The organism is Rhizobium sp. 0TCS1.26 (assembly GCF_050455525.1).
Taxonomy (GTDB): Bacteria; Pseudomonadota; Alphaproteobacteria; order Rhizobiales; family Rhizobiaceae; genus Neorhizobium.
In genome coordinates, this window is sequence record NZ_JBCIYV010000005.1 from 208,091 (window position 1) to 220,774 (window position 12,684).

9 protein-coding genes are annotated in these 12,684 nt (G+C 64.0%); 2 read left to right on the forward strand and 7 right to left on the reverse strand.

Translation table 11 applies throughout. The features are described from left to right. The first annotated feature begins 70 nt into the window (after nucleotides 1-70). Complete coding sequence (locus AAIH46_RS20620) at nucleotides 71-985, forward strand: D-alanyl-D-alanine carboxypeptidase family protein (protein WP_430307935.1); 915 nt, start codon at nucleotides 71-73, stop codon at nucleotides 983-985. A 743-nt stretch (nucleotides 986-1,728) separates the two neighbouring features. Here AAIH46_RS20620 and AAIH46_RS20625 read toward each other — a convergent pair. Together AAIH46_RS20625 and epmA are read right to left on the reverse strand one after the other, a co-directional pair. Then, nucleotides 1,729-2,784, reverse strand: coding sequence for a lysine-2,3-aminomutase-like protein (locus tag AAIH46_RS20625; protein ID WP_430307936.1), 1,056 nt, complete (start codon nucleotides 2,782-2,784; stop codon nucleotides 1,729-1,731). After that, nucleotides 2,781-3,848, reverse strand: coding sequence for an EF-P lysine aminoacylase EpmA (epmA, locus tag AAIH46_RS20630; RefSeq protein ID WP_430307937.1), 1,068 nt, complete (start codon nucleotides 3,846-3,848; stop codon nucleotides 2,781-2,783). The genes AAIH46_RS20625 and epmA overlap by 4 nt, the downstream gene beginning before the upstream one ends. 179 nt (nucleotides 3,849-4,027) lie before the next feature. Here epmA and efp point away from each other — a divergent pair, with 179 nt between their 5' ends. Continuing rightward, nucleotides 4,028-4,597 (forward strand): elongation factor P, encoded by a 570-nt coding sequence (efp, locus tag AAIH46_RS20635; protein ID WP_430307938.1) that lies wholly within the window; start codon nucleotides 4,028-4,030, stop codon nucleotides 4,595-4,597. A 112-nt stretch (nucleotides 4,598-4,709) separates the two neighbouring features. On the opposite strand, the gene AAIH46_RS20640 is transcribed toward efp, so the two are convergent. From AAIH46_RS20640 to AAIH46_RS20660, 5 genes are all read right to left on the reverse strand, one after another. Further along, nucleotides 4,710-6,143: an efflux transporter outer membrane subunit gene (locus tag AAIH46_RS20640; RefSeq protein WP_430307939.1), complete on the reverse strand. Its 1,434-nt coding sequence runs from the start codon at nucleotides 6,141-6,143 to the stop codon at nucleotides 4,710-4,712. A gap of 117 nt (nucleotides 6,144-6,260) precedes the next feature. Next, nucleotides 6,261-9,365 (reverse strand): efflux RND transporter permease subunit, encoded by a 3,105-nt coding sequence (locus tag AAIH46_RS20645; RefSeq protein WP_430307940.1) that lies wholly within the window; start codon nucleotides 9,363-9,365, stop codon nucleotides 6,261-6,263. Nucleotides 9,366-9,406: 41 nt separating this feature from the next. Continuing rightward, nucleotides 9,407-10,627 carry an efflux RND transporter periplasmic adaptor subunit gene (locus AAIH46_RS20650; protein WP_430307941.1) on the reverse strand — a complete coding sequence of 407 codons (1,221 nt, stop codon included), beginning with the start codon at nucleotides 10,625-10,627 and terminating at the stop codon, nucleotides 9,407-9,409. Between the two features lie 163 nt (nucleotides 10,628-10,790). Next, nucleotides 10,791-11,393: a TetR family transcriptional regulator gene (locus tag AAIH46_RS20655; RefSeq protein ID WP_430307942.1), complete on the reverse strand. Its 603-nt coding sequence runs from the start codon at nucleotides 11,391-11,393 to the stop codon at nucleotides 10,791-10,793. An 11-nt stretch (nucleotides 11,394-11,404) separates the two neighbouring features. Beyond that, nucleotides 11,405-12,370 (reverse strand): phosphoribosylaminoimidazolesuccinocarboxamide synthase, encoded by a 966-nt coding sequence (locus tag AAIH46_RS20660; RefSeq protein WP_430307943.1) that lies wholly within the window; start codon nucleotides 12,368-12,370, stop codon nucleotides 11,405-11,407. Nucleotides 12,371-12,684 lie beyond the last annotated feature (314 nt).

Genomic DNA, 12,684 nt, shown 5'->3' on the forward strand with positions numbered 1-12,684 from the left:
ACTTCGCGACGTGCCGAAAAACCGCCCTATGTGCATGGCATTGGCCGGTACTGGTTCAAGCTATACGGGGATGAAGAAGATGATCGGTGTGCCGAAGCTTGCGACGCTGGTGGCGATCCTGTCGATTGCCGGTGCCGGCATCGCCGAAGCGCGTCAGGCGACGATCCTCGTGGATGCGGCGACCGGGACGGTCATCCAGGGCGACCATGCCGACGTCCTCAACCGGCCAGCCTCGCTCACGAAGATGATGACGCTCTACCTCGCCTTCGAGGCGCTGGCGAAGGGCAGGCTCAGCCTCGACGAGAAGATCCCGGTCTCGGCGCGTGCGGCGGGCACTGTGCCCTACAAGCTCGGCGTTGCGCCGGGTGGCACGGTCAGCGTGCGCGAGGCGATCACCGGAATGATCGTGCTGTCGGCCAATGATGCGGCAATCGCCGTGGGCGAGCGGCTTGGCGGCAGCGAAGAGGCGTTTGCAAAGATGATGACGGCGAAGGCCCGCCAGCTGCAGATGCCGAACACCACCTTCCGCAATGCGACGGGGCTTACCGCCGACGGACAGCTCACCACCGCCCGCGACATGGCGGTGCTGGGCATGGCGCTGATGCACCATTTTCCGCGACAGTTCGCGCTGTTTTCCACCCGCACGGCGCAGTTCCGCGGCAAGCCGCTGAAGGGGCACAACTACATGCTCGACCTCTATCCCGGCGTCGATGGGCTGAAGACCGGCTATACCAGCGCCTCGGGCTACAATGTCGTGACCTCGGTGCGTCAGGGCGGCCGGCGCTATGTCGGCGTGGTGATGGGTTATCCGACCGACAAGGCACGCGACCAGCGGATGGTGCAGCTGTTCCGCCAGTACCTGGGTGGGGGTGCAGGGGCGGGTGCCAGCGCTGGCGCAGGCGCGGGAATGGGAGCCGGTGGTGGCGGTGCAGGGGTCGCGATCGGTGCTGCCGGCGTGAGATCTGGCGCGGTCGGATTGTATTGATCACCCGCCCGATGAGGCGCATCGTCAGCCTGACACTCAGGGAAACATTCGACCGCTGTTAGATCCTCGGGACAGGCCCGAGGATGACGGCGTCAGAGCGGGACGCTTCTCCCGAGGTCGACGGCGGAGGGGATGCGAAGCAGCCTGCATCTGCCACCAATCGTTCCCGCACCCGCCGGGGCGACGGCTGGTCCGCACTTCCACCGCTGCTTGACTAGGCGTCGTTGCGCAGCATCGGCGTGATGACGCTCATGAGCGTCAGCGGTGTGACGCCAGTGGCCGGATAGCTTGATGCAACGCCTAAGAATTCGCTACCTGCCTTCAGCCTTCAGCCTTCAGCCTTCAGCCTTCAGCCTTCAGCCTTCAGCCTTCAGCCTTCAGCCTTCAGCCACCAGCCACCAGCCACCAGCCACCAGCCTTAACCGCACACTCCGTCATCCTCGGGCCTGTCCCGAGGATCCGTCACAGCAGACCAGGGGCGGTTGGGTCAGCCACGAGCGGCAGTCCGCGGCGTCTGTACACACAGCGAAGCGCAGTAGATCCTCGGGATAGGCCCGAGGATGACGGCGTCAGAGCGGGAGGCTTGTCCCCAGGTCGACGGCGGAGGGCATGCGAAGCAGCCTGCATCTGCCACCAATCATTCCCGCACCCGCTGGAAGTCGACGCGGAAGCCCTGCGGGCAAGCCCCACGGGCGTTCTCTGGGCAAGCTCCGCACCACCTGCCCGCCACAGCGGTGGGATGATCAATCCTGCGGCGGCGGATAGACATGCTCGTCGCCGCGGTAGTCGCTCACCGCATAGCATCCGTCGGCGGTCTGGCGGACGGTAGCGGCCGCGATCGGCGCCTTGCCGTAGCCGCCGGGAATGTCGAGCACATAGGTCGGCTGGCAGAGACCGGAGACGCGGCCGCGCAAGGCTGCGACGATCTTCTGGCCCTCGGCGATTTCGAGGCGGAAATGGCTGGTGCCGGGCGCGAGATCCGGATGATGCAGGTAGTACGGCTTGACCCGACATTCGACGAAGGCGCGCATCAGATCGGCCAGCACGCCGGCGTCGTCGTTGATGCCCTTCAGCAGCACCGTCTGGCTGACCAGCGCGATGCCCGCATCCGCAAGCCGCGCGCAGGCCTCTCTTGCCTGCGGCGTCATCTCGCGCGGATGATTGGCGTGCAGGGCAACGTAGACGGTCTTGCCGCTCTCCTTCAGGGCGTCGATCAGCGCGGCATCGATCGCCTGCGGGTCGACCACCGGCACGCGGCTATGGAAGCGGACGATCCTGACGTGGTCGATGTCCTTCAGCCGGCGCAGGATTTCGGCGAGCCGGCGCGGCGACAGCACCAGCGGGTCGCCGCCGGTCAGGATCACCTCCCAGATCTGCGGCCGGGCGCGGATGTAGTCGAATGCTGCATCCAGTTCTGTCGAAGACAGCGTGCCGTCGCCGGAGGGGCCAACCATCTCGCGGCGGAAGCAGAATCGGCAGTAGACCGGGCAGACATGCACCGCCTTCAGCAGCACCCGGTCGGGATAGCGGTGGACGATGCCCTTGACCGGCGAATGGGCGGCGTCGCCGATCGGATCGGCCCGCTCCTCGGGCATGGTCGCCAGCTCGCGCAGATCCGGCAGGAACTGCCGTCCGATCGGATCGGCGGGATCGGCGGGATCGATCAGCCGGGCCATGGCGGGCGTCACCGCCAGCGCATAGCGGCCGGCAACGCGGCGTGCCGCCGCGAGCCCCGCCGCATCGACAAGGCCTGCTTCCGCCAGTTCGTCCGGCGTCTTCAGCGCGCGATGCAGCGTCATGACCCGACATCCGCCACCGGTGCCCACATCACCTGGTCTATCCGGGTGGCGCCGGTTGCCAGCATCACCAGCCGGTCGAAGCCGAGCGCGATGCCGCTTGCCTCGGGCATTATGGCGAGTGCCGCGAGGAAATCCTCGTCGAGCGGATAGGTCTCGCCGTAGACGCGGCGCTTTTCCGCCATCTCGGCCTCGAAGCGCAGCCGTTGCTCGCCGGCATCGGTCAGCTCGCCGAAGGCATTGGCCAGTTCGACGCCGCAGGCATAGAGCTCGAAGCGTTCGGCAACGCGCCGATCGTCGGCGGCAGGACGGGCGAGCGCTGCCTCGCAGATCGGGTAGTGGTCGAGGATGGTCGGCCGGCCGTCGCCCAGCTGCGGCTCGATCTTCTCCACCAGCACGCGGCTGAACAGGTCCGTCCAGGTGTCGTCGGCGGCCGAGCGGATGCCGGCGCCGGCAAGCTGAAGGCGCAGATGATCGGCGTCCGTTGAGCCGTCCCCGCCGACCGAGGCCAGCAGGTCGATGCCGGCGAACCGCGTAAAGGCGTCTGCAACGCTCAGCCGTTCGGGCGCAAGCCGCGGATCGCAGGTCCGGCCGCCATAGGTGAAGCGCGCGGTGCCGATGGTTTCGGCGGCAAGTGCCAGAAGCGCATGGCAGTCGGCCATCAGCCGCTCATAGGTCTCGTCGACCCGGTACCATTCCAGCATGGTGAATTCCGGGTGATGCAGCGGTCCCCGTTCGCGGTTGCGATAGACATGCGAGAAGCTGGCGATGCGGGTTTCGCCGGCGGCGAGCAGTTTCTTGCAGGCAAATTCAGGCGAGGTGTGCAGATAGAGCGGGTGCGCCGTCCCGTCGGTGGTCAGCGCCTGCGTCGCAAACGCATGCAGATGCGCTTCGTTGCCGGGTGAGACCTGCAGCGTCGCCGGATCGACCTCCATGAAGTTTTCTTGGGCAAAGAAGCCGCGGAAGGCGGCCTGGATCCGGTTGCGGCCGATGAGGAACGGGCGGCGATCGGCATGCACGTCCGGCTGCCACCAGGCAGGGCGCAAAGCAGGCGCGGCATGCGGCACGGGCGGCTCCTTTTCGGGGTTTCTTCCTGGCCTTTGCGTCCAAAGGCTTCCACTTTGCGCCAATTTAGGCTAGGTGCGCCCGGAATGACAGGTTCCGCGTTCCCTGGGACGGCAGAAGGCCGGTCCTTTACGACGCAATCCCCGCACTGACAAGCCAAGGCAGGCTCGAAGGAAATCCCATGGTCAAGGTAATCGCCTCTTCAGTTCGCAAGGGCAACGTGCTCGATGTCGATGGCAAGCTCTACGTCGTTCTCACGGCCGAAAACTTCCATCCCGGCAAGGGCACGCCCGTCACCCAGGTCAACATGCGCCGCATCGTCGACGGCGTGAAGGTTTCCGAGCGCTGGCGCACGACCGAGCAGGTCGAACGCGCGTTCGTCGAGGACGTCAACCACCAGTTCCTCTACCAGGACGGCGAAGGCTTCCACTTCATGAACCCCGACAATTACGACCAGGTGGTCGTCGACGTCGAAACCATGGGTGACCAGAAGGCCTATCTGCAGGAAGGCATGACCTGCATCCTGTCGATGCACGAAGGCATCGCTCTGGCGTTGCAGCTGCCGCGTCATGTCACGCTGGAAATCACCGAGACCGAACCGGTCGTCAAGGGTCAGACGGCGTCGTCCTCCTACAAGCCGGCCATGCTGTCGAACGGCATCCGCACCATGGTGCCGCCGCATGTCGATGCCGGCATCCGCGTCGTCATCGCGACCGAAGACAATTCCTACGTCGAGCGCGCCAAGAACTAAACGCCGGCCGGATGCGGCGGCCACCGGTTCGCCCGCATCCGATGAGCGACATCAAGGCAAAAGAAAAGCCCCGGACCATGCAAGGTCCGGGGCTTTTTCGTTGGGCGATTGCTTAGCGGTTGGCGCTGGCCGCAGCCACCACTGTCGGGCCCTTGCCCCATGCATAGCCGCCGCCGATGGCGACGTTCAGCGCGACAAAGTCCTGCGCCTGCTGCTGGATTGCCTGGGCAAGGCTTGCCTGGGCGGTCGAGACCTGGCGCTGCGCATCCAGAACGTCGAGCAGCGAGGAGGCGCCGTCACGGTAGCTCGCCGTCGCAAGCTGCAGGGACTCCTGGTAGGACTTTACCGTGTTGCGCAGAGCCGCAACGGTGCGGCCATCGCGTGTCACGGCAGCCAGGGCATTTTCGACTTCCTGGACGGCGTTGAGAACCGTCTGCTTCCAGGCGAGGTAGGATTCGCGTGCGGCCGATTCGTTGGCGCTGACATTGGCGCGCAACTGGCCGCCGTCGAAGATCGGCAGGCTGAGGGCCGGGCCGAACGACCAGGACAGCAGATGGCTGTCCGAACCGCCGTTCAGGCGGCTATACGACGGCGTGATCGAGCCGCCCAGGCTGATGCTCGGATAGAGCTGCGATTCAGCAACACCGATCTCGGCAACGGCCGAAGCGAACTGGCGCTCCGCAGCCCGGATATCGGGACGGTTGCGAATCAGGTCGGCCGGTACGCCGGTCTTGGCGTTGAAGCGGGCGACCGGCTGGCGTGCGCCGCGCTGCAGATCGTTGACCAGTGACGATGCCGGCATGCCGAGCAGCGTCGCGATGCGATGCGCGGCCTGGCGGAACTGGGTCTCGAAGGCCGGAATGTCGGCGATTGTCGAATTGACCAGACCTTCGGACTGGACGACGTCGAGGCGCGAAGCCGCGCCGGCTTCGAGCTGCAGCTGGGTGAGCTGCAAGGTTTCGCGGCGGGACTTGAGGTTCGCCTGGGCAATGGCGATCCGCTCCTGATAGTAGCGCACGTCGATATAGGCCGAGGCCACCGACGACAGGAGCGAGAGGCGGGCGGTGTCGACATTGGCATAGGCTGCGTCGAGCGAGGCCAGCGCGCTTTCCTTCGAGCGGCGGTAACGGCCGAACAGATCGAGGAACCACGAGGCGTCAAGGCTTCCCGAGGCGGAGGTGGAGGGAACCGAATCAGGCGTTCCGCGCAGGCCTTCCGTACCGCGGCGGCCGGCGTCAGCCGACAGCGTCAGGCTCGGCAGGCCGCCGGCGCCAGAAATGACCACGTTTGCCTGGGCCTGGTTGATTCGCTCGAGCGCCTGGAGGATGTCGAGGTTCTGGCCAAGACCCTGGCTGATGAAGCCGTCGAGCCGGCGGTCGTTGAAGGCGGTCCACCAGGGCTGCAGGGACAGGTCGCCGTTGCTCTTGACGCCGCCTTCTGCAAATTTTGCCGGTAGGGCGATCTCGGGAGCCTTCTGGTCGGGACCGACCACGCAGCCCGAAAGCAGGAGCATGAGCAGGGGAGCTGCTGCGCGAATGGAGGTCATGAGTGCATCCTGTTTGGCGATGATTCTTTCATCGAAGTCTTCGCTTGAGCCCCCGCCGGCAATGGCCGGCGGAGAGGCCCTCATAATCCAATGGTTAAAATTCGGCCGTCGGAAAGGTTAATTCGCAGGTTTTTTACCGCGTGACAGCCGGCGTACCACCACAAAAAACGAGGGTACGAAGAAAATTCCGAGCAGTGTTGCAGAAAGCATACCCCCGAGCACGCCGATGCCGATCGAGTTCTGCGCCGCAGAGCCGGCACCCGTGGCGATCGCCAGCGGGACGACGCCGAGAATGAAGGCAAGCGAGGTCATGATGATCGGCCGCAGGCGCAGCTTTGCCGCCTCCAGCGTCGCTTCCATCAAGCCGATGCCTGCCAACTGCCTGTCCTTGGCGAATTCGACGATCAGGATGGCGTTCTTGGCGGCAAGCCCGATCGTCGTCAGCAGTCCGACCTTGAAGTAGACGTCGTTGGACTGGCCAAGCAGCAGGGCCGCCGCAACGGCACCCAGCACGCCGATCGGCACGGCCATGATGACCGAAAACGGGATCGACCAGCTTTCATAGAGCGCCGCAAGGCAGAGGAAGACGACGAGGATCGACAGCGCGTAGAGCATCGGCGCCTGCGAACCCGACAGCCGCTCCTGATAGGAGATGCCCTGCCACGCGACCGTGTAGCCGCCCTGCATTTCGGCCGTCATCTGCTCCATCGCGTCCATGGCCGTGCCCGAGCTGACGCCGGCCCCCGCCGAGCCATCCAGCGAAATGGCGCTCACGCCGTTGAAGCGGCTGAGGGTCGGCGGTCCGCTGATCCATTCCGACTTGGTGAAGGCAGAGAACGGCACCATCTCGCCGTTGGCGTTACGGGCATGCCATGTGTTGATGGCGTCGGCCTGCATGCGGTAGGGGGCATCGCCCTGGACGTAGACCTTCTTCAACTCGTTGTTGAGAGTGAAGTCGTTGACGTCGCGGCCGGCAAAGATCGTCGACAGCATCGAGTTGACGGTGGCGATATCGAGGCCCATGGCGCCCATCTTCTCCTGGTCCAGCAGCAGTTTAAGCTGGTTCTCAGAAGGCGGGTTGTTGGACCGCAGCGAGCTGACATTGGGATTGCTGCCACCCGTCTGGATGAGCTGCTGCGATGCCTTCGCCAGTGCTTCGTTGCCGGTCTTGCCGCTGTCGACGAGATACATCGAGAAGCCGCTGGAATTGCCCAGCCCCGGGATTGCCGGCGGCTGCAGCGGGAAGACCGTCGCGTCGCGCAGGCTCATGAAATAGCCCATGGCGCGCCCGACCACGGCCGAGGCGGACAGATTGGCATCCGTGCGCAGATCGAAATCCTTCAGCTTGGCGAACACCATGGCGTAGTTCTGGCCACTGCCGGTGAACGAGAAGCCGGAGACTGCAAAGACGTCCTGGATCGCGTCCTTTTCCTTCTCCAGATAGTAGTTCTCGATCTTCTCGATCACCTGCTCGGTGCGCGCCGTGGTCGCGCCGTTCGGCAGCTGGACGATGGTGAACAGAACGCCCTGGTCTTCCTGCGGCAGGAAGGAGGTCGGCAGGCGCAGGAACAGGAAGCCGCAGCCGGCGAGAATGACTGCAAACATCAGCATCACGCGCAGCGGCCGCTTCAAGAGATAGCCGATCGACGAGACATAGCCGCCCGTCGTCTTGTCGAAGCCGCGGTTGAACCAGCCGGCAATGCCGCGCCGCTCGCCATGGTGCTTGACCGGCTTCAGCATGGTCGCGCAAAGGGCCGGCGTCAGCACCAGGGCGACCAGGGCCGACAGCAACATGGCCGAGACGATGGTCACCGAGAATTGCCGGTAGATGATGCCGGTGGAGCCGCCGAAGAAGGCCATTGGAATGAAGACGGCGGTGAGCACGAGGGCGATGCCGACGATGGCGCCGGTGATCTCTCCCATCGACTTCTCGGTCGCCTCAAGCGGCGACAGCCCCTCTTCGGACATGATGCGCTCGACGTTCTCGACGACGACGATCGCGTCGTCGACCAGAAGGCCGATGGCGAGAACCATGGCGAACATGGTCAAGGTGTTGATCGAATATCCGGTTACCGCGAGGATCCCGAAGGTCCCGAGCAGGACGACCGGGACGGCGATCATCGGGATCAGGGTGGCGCGGAAATTCTGCAGGAAGACGAGCAGGACCACGAAGACCAGGATGATGGCTTCAATGAGCGTGTGCACCACCTTTTCGATCGACAGCTGCACGAAGGGCGAGGTGTCGTACGGATAGGTGATGATGACGTTTTCAGGCAGCGTCGGGCCAACGCTGTTGAGCGCCGTCTTGACGCGCTCTGCCGTATCCAGTGCGTTTGCGCCGGTTGCCAGGTTGACGGCAAAGCCGGTCGCCGGATTGCGGTTGGAGCGCGTGTTGGTCGAATAGCTTTCCTGGCCGATCTCGATGCGGGCGACGTCGGCCAGGCGCACCGTGGCGCCGCCGGTTTCCGTCTTCAGGATGATGGCGCGGAAATCGGATACCGACTGCAACTGGCTCTGCGCCGTTACGGTGACGTTGATCTGCTGTCCGGCGACCACCGGCTGCGCGCCGAGCGCACCAACCGAAATCTGGGTGTTCTGCGCCTGGATTGCCGAAGTGATGTCGTTCGGCGTCAGCTGGAACTTGTTGAGCTTCAGCGGATCGAGCCAGATGCGCATGGCATAACCGGTGCCGAATACCTGCACGCTGCCGACGCCTTCAAGGCGCTTGATCTGGTCTTCGATCTGCGTCGAGAAGATATCGCCGAGCTCTACAGGCTGGCGCTTGGCATCCGTCGATACCAGCGCGCCAACGAGCAGGATGCTCGACGTCGAGCGCGTCACTTCGATGCCCGTCGTCTGGACGATGTCCGGCAGCTGAGACTGGACGAGCTGCAGTTTGTTCTGCACCTGCACCTGGGCGATGTCGGGGTCGATCGAGTTGCCGAAGGTTAGCGTCACGGTGGCTGAGCCGGTGCTCGACGACGAGGTCATGTAGGTGAGGTCGTCGAGACCGGTCATCCCGTCCTCGATGATCGTCGTCACCGATTTCTCGACCGTCTCGGCGCTGGCGCCCGTATAGGTGGCGCTGATGCGCACCGTGGTCGGGGCAATTTCGGGATACTGGGCAATAGACAGGGTGGTGATCGCCAGCCCGCCTCCGAGCATGATGATGATCGCGATCACCCATGCGAAGATGGGTCGGTGGATGAAGAACTTGGCCATTGGTTACCCCTTAGCGCCTGTTTTGTCTGCCGGCATGCCGCTCAAGGCTTGGCCGCAGGGGCGTTTGCGGGATCCGCCGGCTTCTCGACGACAAAACCCTTCTCATCAATCGTTGCTTCCACCGGTGCGACGGGCGCGCCTTCGGCGATCCGCTGCAGTCCGTCGACGATCAGCCGGTCGCCGTCCTTGATCCCCTCGGTCACCAGCCAGTTGTTGCCCGAGATCTGGCTGTTGTCGAAAGTGCGGACTTCCACCTTGTTGTCCGGGGTGACGAAGTTCGCCGTCAGCCGGCCGCTGGCATTGCGGGTCGCGGCGCGCTGCGGAATGAGGAAACCGTTCTCGTAGCCGACGGTGACGGTGGCGCGAACATAGACGCCCGGCAGGATCAGCCGGTCCGGATTGTCGAAGACGGCACGGATCTGGTAGGTGCCGGTGGTCTCGCTGACGGCCATTTCCGACATGTCCAGCTTGCCGGTCTTCGGATACTCGGTGCCGTCTTCCAGCGTCAGCCGGATATCGGCCTGGGTAGCGTTGCCCTTCAGCCGGCCGGTGGCGATCGCCGAGCGCAGTTCCAGTAGATTGGCGCTCGAATCTGTCAGGTCGACATAGATCGGGTCAAGCTGGCGCAGGGTCGTCAGCGCCGTCGTCTGGTTGGCGGTGACGATATTGCCGATGCTGACGTTGGAGATCGTCGTCACACCATCGAAGGGAGCGCGGATCTCGGTATAGCCGGAATTGATCTGCGCCGCCTGCAGCGAGGCCTTGGCCTGAGCTACGTCCGCCTGCGCCTGGAGCAGCGTGACGCGGGCATTCTCGAATTCGATCTGGGTCGCGCCGCTGTTGACCAGTCGCTCGTAGCGGGTGAGATTGGCCTGCGCGCTCGGGATGCTGGCTTCCGCCTTGGCAAGGGCTGCCTTCGCCTCTTCCAAAGCCGCCGTATAGGTATCGTCGTCGATCTTGTAGAGCAGATCGCCGGCCTTTACCTCGCTGCCTTCCTTGAAGGCGATGGTCTCGATCATGCCGTTGACCCGCGGGCGAACCTCTGCCGTGCGGAAGGCGACGGCGCGGCCGGGCAGGAGGCGCGTCAGCGGACGGTCGTCCTGCTTCATGATCAGAACGCTGACCGGAGCCGGCGGGCGGGCCGGCGCGGCACCGGGTGCGCCGGCTGCGCCGCCACCAGCACCGCTGGAACTAGACTGTTCGCTGCATCCCGTCAGAGCGATCAGCAGAACGAGCGGGAGAGCAAAACGGTGAGGGGTCATCGTCACATCCAATTGAGAGCAAGTGCCGGTCGAAGCAGATGCCGGTCGAAGATCGAGCGGAATAGTGGCGGAAGCCCGGCAAACCCACAAGCCTTGCCGAAGCATTGAAGGTCTGCCGGCGCGCAAGGCTGCGTCCGGGTAAAGTGACGTAATTTACGAACCGTCACTTTGCAAGCGGATTTTGCAGTGCGGCATTCACCAGATCGACAAGCTCATCGGAGCGTTGCAGAAGGTCCGGCAGGGGCGTGTTGGCAAGGAAGACCGGATGCAGCACGCTGGCGAAGGCGCCGCTCACCGCCCGGCTGGCACGTTCGGGATCGGCCGAATGGTAGACGCCTGCCGCCATCCCGTGGCGGAGGAGATCGAGAAAGAGTTGGTCGAGCATCTCCTTGTAGCGATGGCCGCTCTTCAGCTCGGTGCCGGAGAGAAGGAAGATCATTTCCAGCATGTAGGGACTGTCTTCCAGCGAGGCGAGGTGTGATTCCATCAACCGCCGGACGACGATGCGCAGCCGTTCGGGCGCCGGAGCGTCGCTGTCGAAGGCTTCCAGCCGCAGCATCATCCGGTCGATCTGGCGTTCGCAGATCTCGTCGGCGAGCGCCACTTTGGAATGGAAGTGCTTGAAGACATTGGCGGGAGACATGGAGAGCGCCTGGGCAATATGGGCAATCGAGCAGCCGGACACGCCGCGCTCGCCGAACAGCCGTTCGGCAGTCGCCAGGATTTCCGCCTTGGTGTCTTCCGCCCGCTTCCTCGGTCTGCGCACCCTTATCCTCCTTACACCTGTCCGTCCGCTGTTGCGGAGAAATAGGGCGCCAGGTTGGCGCGCACCCGTGCCAGCACGTCGGTCTCGGGTGTCACCGGGGCAAAATGCAGGCCGGTGATGCTGCGGAAAGCCTGGCGATAGACATCTGCCGTCGCCTCGACCAGCTGCTGCGGGATTTCAGGGATCTCATCCTTATAGGGATCGCAGCGCTCGGATACCCAGGCGCGGACGAAATCCTTGTCGAAGCTTTCGGGACGTTCGCCACGCTGCAGCCGTTCCGCATAGCTGTCGGCCATCCAGTAGCGGCTGCTGTCGGGTGTGTGGATCTCGTCGGCAAGAATGATGGTGCCGTCCACGTCGACGCCGAACTCGTATTTCGTGTCGACAAGCAGGAGACCGCGCTCGGCCGCCATCGTCTGGCCGCGCGCAAACAGTGCCAGCGCATAGGCGCTCACCTGCTCCCACTGTGCGGCGGTCAACAGACCGGCGTCGAGGATCGCTTCTGCCGAAAGCGGCTCGTCATGGCCGCCGTCGAAGGCCTTGCTGGTCGGCGTGATCACCGGCTGCGGCAGGATCTCGTTGTCCTTCAGTCCATCCGGCAGCGACAGCCCGTAAGGCTGGCGCTCGCCCTTCTTGTAGAGCGTGAGCAGCGAAGTGCCGGTGGTGCCGGCAAGATAGCCACGCACGACGATCTCGACCGGCAGAATGTCCAGCCGCTTGCCGATCACCACATTGGGATCGGGATAGGAGAGAACATGGTTGGGGCAGATGTCGGCCGTATTCTCGAACCAGAAGCGCGCCGTCTGCGTCAGCACCCGGCCCTTGTCGGGCACGACGGTGAGGATCCGGTCGAAGGCCGACAGCCGGTCGCTGGCAATGATGATGCGGCGGCCGTCCGGCAGGTCATAATTATCGCGCACCTTGCCGCGATAGTGATTGGGCAGTTCCGCAATGGTGGCATCGGCAAGCAGGGACACGATAGCTGGACTTTCTAAGAGAGAGCCGCAGAGCGAAGACCAGGATCCGCGGCAGATGATGGGGATGTACAAGTTTCTATCGCATGTGGGGTCGGATGGCGACAAGCGCCGCACATATCAACACGGATGACGAGCTTCGCAGCTGCATTCTGGGCCCTCTGCCATGGAGAAGGGCTTTCCCATCCGTGCGAATGTCCCGCCTTCGATCGAATGCAGTGGCTAATAAACGTGCAAATACAGCCACTTACGAATTTTCTGAAGTTTTTGCGACGGTGGTTGTTGACGTGTGGGAAGTGTGGATCTATAACCCCGAT